The organism is Actinoplanes sandaracinus (genome assembly GCF_030009775.1).
Lineage (GTDB): Bacteria > Actinomycetota > Actinomycetes > Mycobacteriales > Micromonosporaceae > Actinoplanes > Actinoplanes sandaracinus.
This window is the reverse complement of the sequence record NZ_JASCTH010000015.1, coordinates 160,078-175,522: the sequence shown is the minus strand read 5'-3', so window position 1 is coordinate 175,522 and position 15,445 is coordinate 160,078. Positions and strand designations below refer to the sequence as shown.

The following is a 15,445-nucleotide window of genomic DNA, read 5'->3' as shown; positions in this document are numbered from 1 at the left end:
GACGGCCGGTGGGTCACGGGAGAAATCGCCCCCGATCACGGCCGCCGGAATTGCTTTTCGGGCTCAGTCGCGACGCAGGCGGGGCAGCTCGGCCGCCACCGCGTCCAGCACCTTCTCGTCGCCCGCGTACCAGCTCGATTCCCGCGGCCAGTGCGTGATCACATCAGTGAATCCGAGTTCGCGGGCCCGGCCGACCGCGTCGGTGAAGGCATCCACGCTGCTCATCGAGTAGATCGGCGACGAGTCCAGATTCAGGTATCGGTCGATCGTGTCCAGTGGGCGCCCGGCGGCTTCCAGCGTCGCCACGAAGCGGTCCCGGATCACGGCCACCTCCCGCCACCACTGTTCGGGGCTGTCCGCCTGCGGCCCGGTGGTGACCCAGCCGTCGCCGTACCCCACGGCGAGCCGCAGCGTCCGGGGACCGTTGGCGGCGACCACGAACGGCGGCCGTGGCTGCTGCACGGCGCCGGGGGTGCTGCGGGCGTCGACCGCCGAGAACCAGGCGCCGGACCAGGTGGTCTCGGGCTTGCGCAGGATGGTGTCGAACAGTTCCAGGAACTCGGCGAACCGGTCCACCCGGGCGCGCGGGGTGAGTTCCGCGACGCCGAGGACAGCTGAGTCGAATCCGGTGCCGCCGGCGCCGAGGCCGAGCATGAGCCGCCCGCCGGAGATGTCGTCGAGTGCGGTCGTCTCCCTGGCGAAGTGCACCGGATGCCGGAAGTTCGGCGAGGCGACATACGTCCCGAGGCGGATCCGCGAGGTGACCATGGCGGCCGCGGTCAGGGTCGGCACCGCGTCGAACCACGGGCCGGTCACGAGGTCGCGCCAGCCCAGGTGGTCGTACGTCCAGGCGTGGTCGAAGCCGTACTCCTCGGCGAGTCTCCAGCGCCGGCTCGCGGTTGCCCAGGGTTGGTCGGGGAGGATCACGACGCCGATACGCACCGGCGAAGCCTACGTCAGGCGGTCTGCCGGTCGACCTCGGACGGCGGATCCGCGGCGGCGGCCTCGAACGCCTGCAGCGCGCGGAGCAGATCCTGCCGGGCGGCGGGCGGCATCCGCTCCAGCACCTCGGCGAGCGCGGCCCGGCGGCGTTCGCGCAGGTCGGTGAGGAGCCGGCGGGCCGCCGAGGTGAGCACCAGCCGCACCTCACGGCGGTCGCGGGGGTCGGCGACCCGGCGCAGCAGACCGGTCGCCTCCAGCCGGTCGCAGAGGCGGCTGGCCGACGACGGCACCACGTCCAGCGCCTCGGCCAGCCGGCTCATGTTGGTGTGCCGGTTGCTCGCGATGATGGCCAGGACCCGAAGCTGAGCGGGCGGGACCGTGGGCTGCTGGGCCAGCCGGGCCTGCTCGACGACAGCCACCAGCGACTCCACCGCCGACTCGACAGCCGCGGCGATCTCGGTGGCACGATCCATCTCGTTTCCCCGTCGTCGCAGAACTCGGCGGACCCGTGAACCTACACGGTTACCCCGCCGCACGCCCCCGCAAACATGGTCAACGGCGCCAGTCCAGGCAGACCATGACCGCGTCGTCTTCGGGATCGGCCCCGCGGTGGTACTCGTGCAGGCTTCGCATCACGGTACCGACCGCCTCGGTGGCGGGCTGCAACCGTGTCCGGCGCAGCGCGCTGACCAGGGCGGATTCGCCGAAACTGGGGAGCCCGCCGGGAGCGGCCGCATGCACGCCGTCACTGACGACCAGCATCCGGTCGCCGGGTTCGAGCCGGAACCGCTGTTTCTCGTAGTGCGCCTCCCCGAACATGCCGAGCGGCAGCTGCTGTTCCAGGGGCACTGGCTCGACGCCGCCGGCACGGGCGATGAGGCAGTGCGGCGAACCGGCGTCGACCGCGGCCACGCCTCCGCCCACCAGGTCGATCTCCAGGAGCAGCGTGGCGGTGTGCGCGGCGCCGCCGTACCGGGAGTGGATCGCGTCGGAGGCGAGTTCGGCCTGCTCGACGATGTCCGCGCCACAGCGGCGGGCGTTGCGCATGGCGTTGACGGCCAGTGAGGTCAGCAGGGCGGACTCCGTGCCGTCGCCGTGGCCGTTGAGCACGGTCACGGTCAGCAGGTCGCCGCTGAGCGCCCAGTCGAAGTGGTCGCCGCGGACGTCGTACGCCGGCTCCAACTGCCCCGCGACCAGGAACCGGTCGTCACCGAGCGACCGGCCCGGCAGCAGGTCCCACTGCAGTTCGGCCGCCATGGTCATCCGGGAGCGGCGCTGGGCCCGCCGATAGCGGTCGGTGGCCGTCCCGGCCGCGCGCAGCGCGGTGGCGAGGTCGTCGCTGTCGGCGGCGAGCCGTTCGGTGAGGTCGTCGCCGGGCGGCTCGGGCAGCTCCACGCGGAGCACGCCGACCCGCTCGCCCCAGCAGTTCAGCGGCAGGTGCAGCCGGACCGGGCCGGCCGGGGAGTGATCGGCGCCGGGCCGCTGGCTGCCGAAGCAGCGCATGGCGGACGCCTCGGCGGACGGCTCGTCCGATCCCAGCAGCGGGCGGAGACGAGTGCCGGTCAGGTCGGGCACCAGCACCTCGACCGTGCCGGCGGAGTACTGCCCGCGCAGGTGTTCGGCGGCGACCTCGGGCAGCCGGTCGGGAGGCGCGGCCCGCAGCAGCGAGCCGAGAGACGCCGGTTGGTCAGACATTCCGGACTCCTCTCACCGGCGACGTGAACCGGGCGACGACGACAGGGCGGCACGGCCAGCAGAATGGCCGCGACCGATCATTTGTAATACGGCAAGTAAGTGGCGCCGGGCCCACCCGCACGGGCGACCGCGCGACGGCCTCAGGCGAAGGACTTCTCGAAGTGGATCAGGCTGCCACTGCGCGGGCTGGAGTGCATGCGCACGTTCTCGCCCAGCGCCCTGATCAGGAGCAGCCCGCGCCCACGCTCGCTAGTGGGCTCCGGGATGGTCTCGTTGTCCAGGTCGAAGCCGGCGCCGTGGTCCACCACGTCGATGGCGCAGTGGTCCTCGCCGACGTCCAGCCGAACCTCGAAGTTCTCCACCCCAGTGGCGTGCGTGACCACGTTGGCGCACGCCTCGGTAAGGGCGATCTCCAGATCGGCGCCGGCCTGACGGTCCACCCGCAGGGTCGTCAGAGCGCAACGCAACAGCCTGCGCACGGCGGGAACGCTGTCCACCTCGCGGGGAAGGTTGAGCCGAACCGACATGCGCATGCCGCTTTCTGTGCCCGATCCACCGGCCGGCTAACCGTGGGCGGGTGATCCGCTCCCCGTTTCGTGTTATCCAGGTGGGCCGCGCACGTCTCCCTTCACGGCGCGCCGACGGGCGGGCAGCGAGGAGTGCGAGAGAGATGGTGGGACAACCCGACACCGGGACCGTGGCGGCCGCCCGCGCCGGAGACCCGGCGGCGGTCGACCGGCTGGTGGCCGGATACCTGCCGCTCGTCTACACCATCGTGGGCCGGGCACTGGAGGGTCACGCCGACGTCGACGACGTGGTCCAGGACGTCATGCTGCGGGTGCTGCGCAACCTCGGCGAGCTCCGCGATCCCGCGGCCTTCCGCTCTTGGCTGGTCGCGATCACCGTGCGCCAGGTGCGGGAACGCTTTCGCGGACGGCCGCCGGCCGTCCCCCTCGACCCCGACCTGCGCGATCCCGGCGCCGACTTCACCGATCTGGCGATCACCCGCCTGGAACTCTCCGGCCAGCGCCGGGAGACCGCCGAGGCGACCCGCTGGCTCGACGAGGACAATCGGGAACTCCTCGCGCTCTGGTGGCTGGAGGCCTCCGGCGAACTCACCCGTGACGAGATCGTCGAGGCCACCGGTGTCGGCCGCCAGCACGCGGCGGTCCGCGTCCAGCGGATGAAGGGTCAGCTCGAAACGGCCCGCGTGGTGGTCCGGGCGCTGCGCCCGCCACACTGCCCCGACCTCGCCGGGGTGCTCACCGGGTGGGACGGGCGTCCCGGACCGCTCTGGCGCAAGCGCATCGCCAGGCACACCCGCGACTGCCGGGACTGTGCGCCCGCCTGGCAGGACCTCGTCGCGGCCGAGCGGCTCCTCGCCGGCATGGCGCTGGTGCCACTTCCCCCGCATCTCGGTCTTTCCACCATCAACACCCTTTCCGGTACGGCCACACCTTCCACCACCGCAGCGCAGGCCGTCCCGGCGAAACTCGCGGCGAAGGCCGGTGTCCCCCTGACGTGGAAGGCGCTCGCCGGCGTGCTCGCCGCGGCGGCGGTCGCCGGGGCCGGGGTGGCCGTCCAGGCGTACCGGGAACCGGCGGAGCCGATCGCGCCCGCCGCCGTCGTCGCACCGCAAGCCCCGCCGGTCTCCCCGCCCCCGGCGGTGCCGTCCGCGCCCGCCTCCGCCGTGCCCTCGCCCTCCCGGTCCGCGTCGCCGTCCGCCACCCGGAACCCAGCCGCCACCCGGAAACCGTCCGCGGCCCCGGTCTCGGTGAAGAAGGGCGCCGGGGTGTGGAGGTTCGCCGGCGCGGAGGCGGCGCTCAAGGACGTCGGCGCCGGCTGGTACTACGACTGGGCGCCCAGCGACGACGAGGTGCCCGGCCCGGCCGGGGTCGAGTTCGTGCCGATGATCTGGGGCGCCGCCGACGTCACCGACGCCACCCTCAAGCGGGCCGCGGCCGAAGGCGACGTGCTGCTCGGCTTCAACGAGCCGGACCTGCCCGAGCAGTCGAACATGACCGTCGAAGCCGCGCTCGCCGCCTGGCCACGCCTCCAGGCGACCGGGATGAGGCTGGTCAGTCCGGCCGTCGCCGTCGGCGCGGACACCCCCGGCGGCTGGCTCGACCGCTTCATGACCGGCGCGGCCGGCGCAGGGCTGCGGGTCGACGCGATAGCCCTGCACTGGTACGGCTCCGACTTCAGCGCCGCCGCCGTGAACCAGTTCCTCGGCTATGTCGACGCCGTCCACGAGCGTTACGGCAAACCGGTCTGGGTCACCGAGTTCGGCTTGATCGACTTCGGTGGGTCGCCGAGATACCCGAACGACGCGCAGAAGGTCCGGTTCATCCAGGGGGCCGCCGCGGGGCTGGAGAAACGTTCGTACGTCGAGCGGTATGCCTGGTTCGGGCTGCCCGCCGTGGGCGACAGCGTGGACTTCGGCCTCTACCTCGACGGTGACAGCCCCACGGAAGCCGGCAAGGCCTACCGCGGTATCTGATCGCCCCGCTTCGCTGCGCGCCAGAACCCCGGCCGTGGGTCCACAGGGGAGACTGCCGTGCTTCGGGACACGAAGACTAACCCCGGAGAACGGGACCACCCGGGGTTAGTCTTCGTTCATGATTCGGTTCGGGTACAAGGCGTCGGCGGAGCAGTTCGCGCCGGCTGAACTGCTCAAGTACGGCATCCTGGCGGAGGAGGTGGGCTTCGACTCGGTCTTCGTCAGCGACCACCTGCAGCCGTGGCGGCACGACGGCGGCCACGCCCCGGCGGCCCTGCCCTGGCTGGGGGCGCTCGCGGCGCGTACCGAGAAGGTGCTGATCGGCACCAGCGTGCTGACGCCGACCTTCCGTTACCACCCGGCCGTGGTCGCGCAGGCGTTCGCCACGCTCGGTTGCCTGGCGCCGGGGCGCGCGATCCTCGGGGTCGGCTCCGGTGAGTCGCTGAACGAGGTGCCGCTCGGCCTCGAGTGGCCCGACGGCAAGGAGCGGTTCGCCCGGCTCAAGGAGGCGGTCCTGCTGATCAAGCAGTTGTGGGCCGAGGACCGGGTGACGCACGAGGGGCAGTTCTACAAGACCGAGAACGCCACCATCTATGACAAGCCGTCCACTCCCGTGCCGATCTACATCGGTGCCTCCGGGCCGGCCGCGACCCGGCTCGCCGGGCGGATCGCCGACGGGTTCATCACGACCAGCGGCAAGGGCAGCGCCCTCTACACCGACACGCTGCTGCCGGCCGTGACCGAGGGCGCCGAGAAGGCCGGCCGCAAGGTCGACGACCTGGACCTGCTGATCGAGGTCAAGGTGTCCTTCGACGACGACCTCGACAAGGCCCGCAACGACACTCGGTACTGGGGAGCGCTCGCGCTCTCCCCGGAGGAGAAGACCGGCGTCGAGGACCCGATCGAGATGCAGCGCCTCGCCGACGACCTGCCGGTGGAGCGCACCGCCTCGCGGTGGATCGTCTCCTCCGACCCGCAGGAGCACGCCGCCAAGGTCGCGGAATACCTCGACATGGGCTTCAAGCACCTGGTCTTCCACGCGCCCGGCCCCGACCAGGAGCGCTTCCTGCGCCTCTACTCGGAGCAGATCCTGCCGCAGTTGCGTTCCCGCTCCTGACCCCGCGCGCCGGGCTCAGGGCTGGTCAGGGCGGGGGACCGGGCGCAGCTGACCGCGGCTGCCGTCTGAGCCGCCGCCCTCGCCGTTGATCACACGCAGGTTGGGCCGGCCCTGCGAGCGCGGACGGCCGTCGCCGTGGTCGTCCCGCCAGCGGCGCCGGTTCACCACGCCACCCAGCAGGCGGTCGTTGCCCTGGCGGCCGTGGGGGACGGCCTGGCCGCGCCCGCCGGTGACCGGCGGGCGGCCCTGCGCGCCGGGGACCGCCGGGCGGCCGGAGCCGGTGATCCAGCGATCAGAGGCGGAGTCGGTGCGGCGGCGGTCCGGGCCGCGGCGTTCCGTGCCACGGCGGTCGGGGAAGCCGAGGCCGGGGCTGTTCGGATGGTCGAAGCCCCCGGAACCCGCATGGTTCAGGGCGAGCGCCTGGTTCGGGGCGGGCCACCGGCGTGGGCCCTGTTCATAGGCGGCGTGCCGGTCCGGCAGCGTCGTCCGGGCGGGGTTGACGCCCGGCAGGTTGATCCGGGTGCGGCCGAGCGTCCCGTCGACGTGACTCCCCGCGCTGCGCGGGGAGCCGGGCTCGGGGAGGCCCGCTGCCGGCCCGCCGCCGGTCAGGATCACGATGCTGTCCGTCGCGGCGGCCCGGGTGTTCCGGCGGCGGGCCAGATACTCCCTGGTCAACGCGTGCATGCCGGTCATCAGCGGACTGCTGCCGGCGCCCGGGAGAGCGGTGACGGGCACCTCGGCGACGCGCAGCCCGGCAGCCCGGGACCGCACGATCAGCAGTGGCTCGCCGTCCCGGCCGTCGCCGCGGGCCGTCGAGGTCCCGGCGACCCTGGGCAAGCCGAGCCGGTCGGCGCGGTCTCGCCGGAAGGCCCGGAACCCCGATCCGGGATCGGCGGGGCGGCAGCCGAACAGGACGTTCATGAACCAGAGCAGGATCAGGTCGCCGTACCGCGCCCGGCGCTCCGAACGGTCGGTATCAGGGAACGCGCCGGTCGCGGACGACGGGCCGGTTTCGGGCGGGGCCGGGCGGTAGCGGACCCCCTCGGCGACGTCGGCGCCGGTGCGGAGCGCCTCGGTGAGGCGGGGGAGTTCGGCCGGGTCGCAGGAGCCGTCGCCGGGCAGTGTGACCACCACGTCCCCGGTCGCCGCGGCGACTCCGCAGGCGACCGCGTTGCCGACGCCGTGCCGGGTCTGCCGGATCACCCGGGCGGCTCGCGGCAGGGCCGGCATGGCCTCCGCGCCCGGCGCGACGACCACGATCACCTCGTGGACCGGAGGCAGGCCGGCGAACAGCGGCGACAGCCGCTCACCGGAGGGGACCGGAATCACCACGCTCACGGACGGTGACGGCGGATGGTCTCCGGGGTGGCTCGGCACTGACATCTAGGACGGCTCCCGGCTCGGCGGCGTGGCTGTGCCCGAAGCTACCGGCCCGCAACCGGCCTGCACCCTGGCCTATCGGTTGATGGTGATCATTCGCGCGGACCGAACCCTGGCCGAACCGGCCGCGACCACTCGTGCGGGTCGCGGGGCCGTCACCGAACGTACATTAACGGGGTAGGGTGATCGATGTGAGCATCGAGGCGGTCGTGTTCGACCTGGACGGCGTCATCATCGACACCGAGGAGGTGTGGGAGGAGGTCCGGCGGGGCTATGTCGCCGAGTTCGGCCGGGAGTTCCGGCCCGACTCCCAGGACCGGATGATGGGCATGAGCACGCCGGAGTGGTCGGCGCACCTGGCCGATGAGGTGGGCGTGCCGCGGACCGCTGAGGAGGTCGCCGCGGACGTGCTCGGCCGGATGGCCGGCCGTTACCGGACGGCCCTCCCGTTGATCCCCGGGTCGGTGGAGACGGTCCGTGCTCTCGGCGCCCGGTACCGCCTGGCTCTGGCCAGTTCGTCGGCGCGGATCCTGATCGACCAGGTGCTGGCGACCGCGGGCCTGACGGACGCCTTCGAGGTCACCCTCTCCACCGAGGAGGTGCCACGCGGCAAGCCCGCGCCCGACGTCTATCTGACGGCGGTCGCCAAGCTGGGCCTCACCCCGGAGGTCTGTGCCGCGGTCGAGGACTCCAGCAACGGTCTGCGTTCGGCGGCCGCGGCCGGTCTCACCGTGATCGCCGTCCCGCACGGTGTCTACCCGCCGGCCGAGGACGCCCTGGCTGGGGCGCGTCTGGTGGTGCAGGCAGTCACTGACGTCACGCCGGAGGCGATCGCCAACCTGTGAGGTTGGTGTGAAAGTTATTCGTTAGGGGTACGACGCGGGCCACACTCATGGAGGTGGCCCGTGGCGGGACTGCGGCTCGACGTGGGGTTCGTCGACTATCTGATTCTGGCGATCTATTTCGTCACCGTGCTGGGCGTCGGGTTCGCGGCCCGGCGGGCGATCAAATCCAGCGCCGACTTCTTCCTCTCCGGCCGGTCGATGCCCGCGTGGGTGACCGGTCTGGCCTTCATCTCGGCCAACCTGGGCGCCCTGGAGATCGTCGGCATGGCCGCGAACGGCGCCCAGTACGGCCTGATGACCCTGCACTACTACTGGATCGGCGCGGTGCCGGCCATGGTCTTCCTCGGCATCGTGATGATGCCGTTCTACTACGGCTCCAAGGTGCGCAGCGTCCCCGAGTTCCTGAGGCTGCGTTTCAACCGGCCCACCCACCTGTTCAACGCGGCGAGCTTCGCGGTGGCGCAGGTGCTGATCGCCGGCGTCAACCTGTACGCCCTGGCCCTGATCCTGCAGGCCCTGCTCGGCTGGCCGCTCTGGATGTCGATCGTGATTGGCGCCGCGATCGTGCTGGCCTACATCACCCTGGGCGGGCTGTCCTCGGCGATCTACAACGAGGTGCTCCAGTTCTTCGTGATCATCGCCGGCCTGTTGCCGATCACCATCATCGGCCTGGTCAAGGTCGGTGGCATCGACGGCCTGTTCGAGAAGGTGCGCCAGACTCCGCTCGGTGATCCCGGACTGCACACCTGGGCGGGCACCGGCGGCACCGAGAACCCGCTGGGCGCGAGTTGGATCGGCATCGTCTTCGGGCTCGGTTTCGTGTTGTCGTTCGGCTACTGGACGACGAACTTCGCCGAGGTGCAGCGGGCACTGAGCGCCAAGGACATGAGCGCGGCCCGGCGTACCCCGATCATCGGCGCCTTCCCGAAGCTGATGATCCCCGCCGTGACCGTGATCCCGGGTCTGATCGCCCTGGTCACCGTCCAGGGCCTGGGCACCGGGGAGGCGACCTACAACAATGCGATCCCGCTGCTGATGCGCGACCTGCTGCCGAACGGCGTCCTGGGGGTCGCGGTGACCGGTCTGGTGGCGTCGTTCATGGCCGGTATGGCGGCGAACGTGAGTGGCTTCAACACCGTCTTCACCTACGACATTTGGCAGACCTACGTCCGCAAGGACCGCAGCGACGACTACTACCTGCGGGTGGGCCGGATCGCGACGGTCGCCGGCATCGTGGTCGGTATCGGTACGGCGTTCATCGCGGCCGGTTTCGACAACATCATGAACTACATCCAGGCCTTGTTCTCCCTGTTCAACGCCCCGCTGTTCGCCACGTTCATCGTCGGCATGTTCTGGAAGCGGATGTCCGCCTGGGCCGGTTTCTGGTCGCTGCTGCTGGGCTTCCTGGCCGCGTTCGCGCTCTACATCCTGCACCTGACCGAGGTGCTGAAGTTCAACTCCGACCTGGAGCAGAGCTTCTGGGGCGCCGGGCTCGCCTTCGTGACCGCGGTGGTGGTGGCTCTGCTGATCACGCCGTTCACTCCGGGCAAGAGCGACGACGAACTGCGTGGCCTGGTGTACGGGTCGGGCGACGCCCTGGCCGCCGACAACGTGTGGTGGCGCAACCCGGTGGTGCTCGGTGTGATCGCCGTGGCGTTGGCCATCGCCCTGTACATCCCCGTCTGGTAAGGAGGCCGGATCCATGGCGGAACGCAAACTGGCGCGGCTGTTCGACGTACGGCGGGTGATCGGTGGCCTGTTCGTGGTCTACGGCCTGATCGTCACCCTGATCGGCGTCTTCGACGGCCCGTCCGAACTGGAGAAGGCGCAGGGCGTACGAATCAATCTCTGGATGGGTCTCGGCATGCTCGCTCTGGGGCTGCTGATGCTGCTCTGGCTGCGGTTGAACCCGCCGCCGGAGCCGGGGGAGGAACCCGCCGGGGAGGCGGACCGGGAGGTTTGATGTCCGGGAGGGTGTGCCCTGGTTGCGGTCGGGTTGTCCAGCCAGGATTCATCAAGCCGGGCCTCCGGGCGACGATTACCGGGACATGCAACCTCTCTCCTCCATCAGCGGACTCTCCGAGTCCGGTCGCCGGCCGATCGGCTGGCAGGTCCAACTCCGCGTCGACTACGTCGTCAACCAGGTGATGCAGACGCATCGCGGCAAGCCCGAGGACCAGGTCAAGCAGGCCATCCACGACCAGCTCCGGGTCTATGGCGTGGTCCCCAACAAACGCCAGGTGTCGCAGTACGCGACCGCCATCTCGGCGCTGCCTCAACTGCCGACGAGAGGCTGAGCCGTCAGCGCGCCGGGAAGCGCAGAATCCGGTCGTCTCCGTCGCGCGTGTCGCCGCGGCCGTCGGTGTTCGAGGTGGTCAGCCACAGCGAACCGTCCGGCGCCACGGCGACCGTGCGGAGCCGCCCGTATCTCCCGGTGAACTCCGCCCTGGCCGTCCCCCCGCCGAGCGGCACCGTCCACAGTCGTTCGCCTTTCAGGCCGGCGACGTAGAGGGTGCCGCCGGCTACGGCCGCCCCGCTCGGGGAGGCGTCGTCAGTGCCCCACTGCACCATCGGGTCGGTGTATTTCCCGTTGCCGGCCCGTCCTTCGACCTCGGGCCACCCGTAGTTCTTCCCCGCCTCGATCAGGTTGACCTCGTCCCACCGGTCCTGCCCGAACTCGATGCCGTACATCCGGCCCTGCGCGTCCCAGGCCAGGCCCTGCACGTTGCGGTGGCCGAGGCTCCACACCGGCGATCCCGGCCACGGGTTGCCCGGCGCCGGGTCGCCGTCCGGGGTGAGCCGCAGGATCTTGCCGCCCGGATCGTTCCGGTCCTGTGACCGTGGTTTCTCGCTCGCGTCCCCGGTGCCCACGTAGAGCATGCCGTCAGGGCCGAACGCGATCCGCCCCCCGTTGTGCCTGGACCCCCGCGGAATCCCGTCGAAGATCACTTCCGGGCTGCCGCCGGAGAGCTTGAACCGGACGATCCGGTTGTCGCCGGCCGCGGTGAAGTAGGCGTACACCCAGTCGTCGCGCACGGCCAGGCCGAGCAGGCCGCCCTCGCCGCCGGCCGCGACACCGGGCACCCGGTACACCTCGCGCGGCTCGCTCCCTCGCGTGACCCGCAGGACGCGGGCGCTGTTGCGTTCGGCCACCAGCGCGCTGCCGTCGGGCTGGAAGGCGAGGCCCCACGGGACCGTGAGGCCGGTGGCGACGGTTTCCGGGGCGCCCAGGTCGGGGGTTCCGGTAGGCGCCGCGGTGGCGGCCGAGGCCGCCGGGGGTGTGGAGACCGAGGGCACGGGCGCGACCGTGGGAGGCGCCGCGTCCCCGTTGGCGGAACAGCCGGCGGTGAGCACGGCCGCTCCGGCCGCGGCGAGGGCGAAACGGCGGATGGTCATCGCTCAACCGTGCCACGATCCGTCCCAAGCTGCCGAACTGTGCCCAATACGTGCTAAATGCTGTCGTTTGCCGGAATTGGCGGGCCGGGTCGATCAAGATGGTGCCGTGCGGGTCTTCGGAGCTTCAGGGCGGTCGGTCACGGCCGCGATTCTCACCCTCACAACCCTTCTCGGGTACGCGCCGCAGCCCGCCCGTGCCGACCGGGCCCTGGGTGTGCCGCCCCGGACGCTCCGGTACGCCGGCGCCGTCGGCCCGATCGACTGGCAGCCCTGTCCCGAGGACGAGAAGGTGCAGTGCGGGGCGATGCTCGTGCCGGTCGACTGGACCGTGCCGCTGGGCCCGCAGATCGAGCTGAACCTGGCCCGCCGTCCCGCCACCGACCCGGCCACCCGGATCGGCACGCTGATGGTCAACCCCGGCGGTCCCGGTGTGTCGGCGATGAACCTCGCCCTCGATCACGAATTCTTCGGGCCCGCGGTGCTGCGCCGCTTCGACGTCGTCGGCATCGACCCCCGTGGCGTCGGCCGCAGCGCTCCGATCCTCTGCAGCCAGGACCTGGTCGACGCAAAACCGCCGCCGCTGTTCGCCACCGAGACGGAGTTCCGGCAGGCCGAGGACTACAACCGGCGGCTGGCCGCGGACTGCGCCGGCCGCAGCGGGCCGGTCTACGAGTACGCCGACACGATCAGTGTGGTTCGCGACATGGAGGCGGTCCGGCTCGCTCTCGGCGAGGAGCGGATCAGCTTCTTCGGCGCCTCCTACGGCACCCTGATCGGCCAGCTCTACGCCGAGCGCTACCCGGATCGGCTGCGCGGCCTGGTCCTGGACAGCGTGATGGACCACAGTGCCGGGGTGGACGCCTTCCTGTCCCAGACCGCGGAGGCCGTGCAGGCGGCGTTCGACCAGTTCGTCGCCTGGTGTGGCCGCGACGCCAAGTGTGTGCTGCGCGGGCGTGACGTCCGGCAGATCTGGTCGACGCTGATGGAACGGGCCGGCGCCGGGAAGCTGATCGATCCGTACGACCCGCCGAGCCGGATCGGCGCCTGGGACCTGATCTCGGCGGCGTTCAGTGCCTTCTACGACCCGCAGTGGTACTCGTTCGCCCACTACCTCAAGGAGGCGTACGAGCCGGCGCCCACCCCGCTGGCCCGCCGGGCCGTCCCGCGGCTGGAGGACCTCACCCCGCACAGCTTTCCCGCGGTCATCTGCCAGGACTGGGCGCTGCCGGTGAACGGCTTCACCGGATACCGCGACCGGCTGCGGGCCCTGGCGACCCGGGCCCCGCAGATGCGGGTCTCGCCGCTGGCGCTGACAGCGGTCTCCGGCTGCATCGGGCGGCCGGCGGCCCCGGTCAACCCGCAGCGCCCGATCGCGCGGGCGGCCGGGCCGGTGCTCGTGGTCAACGCCCGCTACGACCCGGCCACCGCGTACCCGTGGGCGCAGCAGGTGGCCCGGCAACTCGGCCCGTCCGCCCGGCTGCTCACCTATCAGGGCTGGGGGCACGTCGCCTACAGCCACAGTGACTGTGTGAGCGCGGCGGTCGACCGGTACCTCACCGACCTGGCTCTGCCGGCCGCGGGCGCGACCTGCCCCGCGATCGAGCCGAAACCCTTCGGCGTCGGCTGATCCGTGCGGCGCCGGGCGGGCCGGCGCTCGCTCCGGGGAAAGGTTTCATTGCGCATCCGGCCGCGCGCCGGTAGGCAGATATGGACGACCGAGAATGTCCAACCTGGAGGACTGATGCGGCTCCTGCCCGCGCTGACAGCGCTGTCACTGACCACCCTCGGACTCGTGGTCACGTCCCCACCCGCGCTGGCCGGCGGCCGGCACGCCACGCCCGGCCCGACCGCCACCGGTTACGGCGGCGCTGTCGCCACCGTCGACGCCGACGCCACCGCCATCGGCCTGGAAGTGCTCAAACGCGGCGGGAACGCGGTGGACGCCGCCGTCGCCGCCGCGGCCGCGCTCGGTGTCACCGAGCCGTTCTCGGCCGGCATCGGCGGTGGCGGTTTCTTCGTCCACTACGACGCCCGCACCCGGCGCGTCTCCACCATCGACGGGCGGGAGACGGCGCCGGCGGCCGCCACCGACAGGTACTTCATCGATCCCGCGGACGGGCTGCCGTACGACTTCACCGAAGCCCGGGTCAGCGGCCTCTCCGCCGGCGTGCCCGGCACCGTCGCCACCTGGGAGGCGGCGCTCGACCGGTGGGGCACCCGGTCACTGGCCGCCTCCCTGCTGCCCGCCGCGCGGCTCGCCGAGCGCGGCTTCGGAGTCGACGCCACATTCCGTCAGCAGGTCGCCGACAACGCCGCGGCGTTCGGCCAGTTCGAGTCGAGCCGGGCGCTCTACCTGCCGGGCGGGGCGCCGCCGGCGGTCGGCACGATCCAGCGCAACCCGGACCTGGCGGCCACCTACCGGCTGATCGCCAAGAAAGGCCCCGGGGTCTTCTACCGCGGAGCCGTCGCCGACGACATCGTCGAGACGATCCAGCATCCGCCGCTCGCCGACGACCCGGCCGGCGCCTGGGCGTACCCGATCCGGCCCGGCGTGCTCACCAAGGCCGACCTGGCCGCCTACCGGCTGCGGTTCCCCGAGCCGACCCGGTCCGACTACCGCGGCCTGACCGTGTACGGCATGTCCACCCCGTCCAGCGGCGGCACCGCGGTCGGCGAGGCGCTGAACATCATCGAGGCGGGGCTGCCCACCTCGGCGACCACCACCGACAAGCTGCATTACTACCTGGAGGCGTCGGCGCTGGCCTTCGCCGACCGGAATCGGTACGTCGGGGCGTACACCGATCCCAAGGTCCTCAAGAAGTTGATCTCCGATCGCTGGGCGGCGCAGCGCGCCTGCGTGATCGACCGCACGAAAGCCCTGGTGAAGCCGGTGGCGCCGGGCGACCTGAACGGCGCGGGATGCGCCACGGCCGCCGCCGGAGCCGAGGTCGAGCAGGGGCAGAGCACCACCAACCTGACCGTCGCCGACCGGTGGGGCAACATCGTCGAGTACACCTTCACCATCGAGGCGACCGGCGGCAACACCATGGTCGTGCCGGGTCGCGGCTTCATCCTCAACAACGAGCTGACCGACTTCAACTTCGCGCCGACCCAGGGCGCCGCGCCCGACCCCAACCTGCCCGGGCCGGGCAAGCGGCCGCGCAGCTCGATGTCGCCGACGATCGTGCTGAAGGACGGCAAGCCGTTCCTGGCGCTCGGCTCGCCCGGCGGCGCGACCATCATCACCACCGTGCTCCAGGTGCTGCTCAACCGCGTCGACCTCGGCATGACCCTGCCCGAGGCGATGGCCGCGCCGCGCGCCTCGCAGCGCAACAGCGCCGGGATCCAGGCGGAGCCCGCGTTCCGGGCGCGGTACGGTCCGCAGCTCACCCCGCTGGGCCACACGTTCGCGGCCGACGTCGCCGAACTCGGCGCGGCGACCGCGATCGAGTTCACCCGCGGTGGCGGGTTCATCGCCGCGTCCGAGCCGTCCCGGCGCGGCGGGGGCGTCGCCGCAGTGGTGCGTCCCACGCGCTGACAACCTGCGAACTCCCCGGTCGATCGGCCATC

At 71.8% G+C, this 15,445-nt stretch carries 14 protein-coding genes; 8 read left to right on the top strand and 6 right to left on the bottom strand.

Features of this window, described 5'->3' with window-relative positions:
* Positions 1-63: 63 nt before the first annotated feature.
* The 4 genes from QLQ12_RS23360 to QLQ12_RS23345 all read right to left on the bottom strand — a co-directional run bounded on the left by QLQ12_RS23360 (position 64) and on the right by QLQ12_RS23345 (position 3,170).
* The gene (locus tag QLQ12_RS23360; RefSeq protein WP_282762455.1) at positions 64-942 is read right to left on the bottom strand and encodes an LLM class flavin-dependent oxidoreductase; all 879 of its coding nucleotides are present in this window, start codon (positions 940-942) and stop codon (positions 64-66) included.
* A 14-nt stretch (positions 943-956) separates the two neighbouring features.
* Complete coding sequence (locus QLQ12_RS23355) at positions 957-1,415, bottom strand: MarR family transcriptional regulator (protein ID WP_282762454.1); 459 nt, start codon at positions 1,413-1,415, stop codon at positions 957-959.
* A gap of 79 nt (positions 1,416-1,494) precedes the next feature.
* Positions 1,495-2,637 (bottom strand): PP2C family protein-serine/threonine phosphatase, encoded by a 1,143-nt coding sequence (locus QLQ12_RS23350; protein WP_282762453.1) that lies wholly within the window; start codon positions 2,635-2,637, stop codon positions 1,495-1,497.
* A 140-nt stretch (positions 2,638-2,777) separates the two neighbouring features.
* Positions 2,778-3,170, bottom strand: a complete 393-nt coding sequence (locus tag QLQ12_RS23345; protein WP_282762452.1) for an ATP-binding protein — start codon at positions 3,168-3,170, stop codon at positions 2,778-2,780.
* A 137-nt stretch (positions 3,171-3,307) separates the two neighbouring features.
* Between QLQ12_RS23345 and QLQ12_RS23340 the strand changes: the two genes are divergently transcribed.
* Together QLQ12_RS23340 and fgd are read left to right on the top strand one after the other, a co-directional pair.
* Positions 3,308-5,137 carry a sigma-70 family RNA polymerase sigma factor gene (locus tag QLQ12_RS23340; RefSeq protein WP_282762451.1) on the top strand — a complete coding sequence of 610 codons (1,830 nt, stop codon included), beginning with the start codon at positions 3,308-3,310 and terminating at the stop codon, positions 5,135-5,137.
* Positions 5,138-5,255: 118 nt separating this feature from the next.
* Positions 5,256-6,254 (top strand): glucose-6-phosphate dehydrogenase (coenzyme-F420), encoded by a 999-nt coding sequence (fgd, locus tag QLQ12_RS23335; RefSeq protein WP_282762450.1) that lies wholly within the window; start codon positions 5,256-5,258, stop codon positions 6,252-6,254.
* 15 nt (positions 6,255-6,269) lie between these two features.
* On the opposite strand, the gene QLQ12_RS23330 is transcribed toward fgd, so the two are convergent.
* A complete protein-coding gene (locus tag QLQ12_RS23330) occupies positions 6,270-7,586 on the bottom strand; it encodes a glycosyltransferase (RefSeq protein WP_282762449.1) in 1,317 nt (438 codons plus the stop codon).
* 239 nt (positions 7,587-7,825) lie between these two features.
* Between QLQ12_RS23330 and QLQ12_RS23325 the strand changes: the two genes are divergently transcribed.
* The 4 genes from QLQ12_RS23325 (at position 7,826) to QLQ12_RS23310 (ending at position 10,776) form a co-directional block, all read left to right on the top strand.
* A complete protein-coding gene (locus QLQ12_RS23325; protein WP_282762448.1) occupies positions 7,826-8,479 on the top strand; it encodes an HAD family hydrolase in 654 nt (217 codons plus the stop codon).
* A 60-nt stretch (positions 8,480-8,539) separates the two neighbouring features.
* Positions 8,540-10,168, top strand: coding sequence for a sodium:solute symporter family protein (locus QLQ12_RS23320; RefSeq protein ID WP_282762447.1), 1,629 nt, complete (start codon positions 8,540-8,542; stop codon positions 10,166-10,168).
* Positions 10,169-10,181: 13 nt separating this feature from the next.
* On the top strand, positions 10,182-10,442 hold the full coding sequence (locus QLQ12_RS23315) for a hypothetical protein (protein ID WP_282762446.1): 261 nt from the start codon (positions 10,182-10,184) through the stop codon (positions 10,440-10,442).
* An 85-nt stretch (positions 10,443-10,527) separates the two neighbouring features.
* Positions 10,528-10,776, top strand: coding sequence for a hypothetical protein (locus tag QLQ12_RS23310; protein WP_282762445.1), 249 nt, complete (start codon positions 10,528-10,530; stop codon positions 10,774-10,776).
* Positions 10,777-10,780: 4 nt separating this feature from the next.
* Here the strand turns inward: QLQ12_RS23310 and QLQ12_RS23305 are convergent, their stop codons facing one another.
* Positions 10,781-11,875: a PQQ-dependent sugar dehydrogenase gene (locus QLQ12_RS23305; protein ID WP_282762444.1), complete on the bottom strand. Its 1,095-nt coding sequence runs from the start codon at positions 11,873-11,875 to the stop codon at positions 10,781-10,783.
* A 106-nt stretch (positions 11,876-11,981) separates the two neighbouring features.
* On the opposite strand from QLQ12_RS23305, the gene QLQ12_RS23300 reads away from it, so the two are divergent.
* A complete protein-coding gene (locus tag QLQ12_RS23300; protein WP_282762443.1) occupies positions 11,982-13,502 on the top strand; it encodes an alpha/beta hydrolase in 1,521 nt (506 codons plus the stop codon).
* A 114-nt stretch (positions 13,503-13,616) separates the two neighbouring features.
* A complete protein-coding gene (gene ggt, locus QLQ12_RS23295) occupies positions 13,617-15,413 on the top strand; it encodes a gamma-glutamyltransferase (protein WP_282762442.1) in 1,797 nt (598 codons plus the stop codon).
* The last annotated feature ends 32 nt before the right edge of the window (positions 15,414-15,445 follow it).

Excerpts from the sequence above, each read along its gene's own strand:
- QLQ12_RS23315 (WP_282762446.1), top strand. The coding sequence starts at position 10,182 with ATGGCGGAACGCAAACTGGCGCGGCTGTTCGACGTACGGCGGGTGATC.
- QLQ12_RS23310 (WP_282762445.1), top strand. The coding sequence starts at position 10,528 with ATGCAACCTCTCTCCTCCATCAGCGGACTCTCCGAGTCCGGTCGCCGG.
- QLQ12_RS23345 (WP_282762452.1), bottom strand. The coding sequence starts at position 3,170 with ATGCGCATGTCGGTTCGGCTCAACCTTCCCCGCGAGGTGGACAGCGTT.
- ggt (WP_282762442.1), top strand. The coding sequence starts at position 13,617 with ATGCGGCTCCTGCCCGCGCTGACAGCGCTGTCACTGACCACCCTCGGA.
- QLQ12_RS23355 (WP_282762454.1), bottom strand. The coding sequence starts at position 1,415 with ATGGATCGTGCCACCGAGATCGCCGCGGCTGTCGAGTCGGCGGTGGAG.
- QLQ12_RS23340 (WP_282762451.1), top strand. The coding sequence starts at position 3,308 with ATGGTGGGACAACCCGACACCGGGACCGTGGCGGCCGCCCGCGCCGGA.
- fgd (WP_282762450.1), top strand. The coding sequence starts at position 5,256 with ATGATTCGGTTCGGGTACAAGGCGTCGGCGGAGCAGTTCGCGCCGGCT.
- QLQ12_RS23305 (WP_282762444.1), bottom strand. The coding sequence starts at position 11,875 with ATGACCATCCGCCGTTTCGCCCTCGCCGCGGCCGGAGCGGCCGTGCTC.
- QLQ12_RS23350 (WP_282762453.1), bottom strand. The coding sequence starts at position 2,637 with ATGTCTGACCAACCGGCGTCTCTCGGCTCGCTGCTGCGGGCCGCGCCT.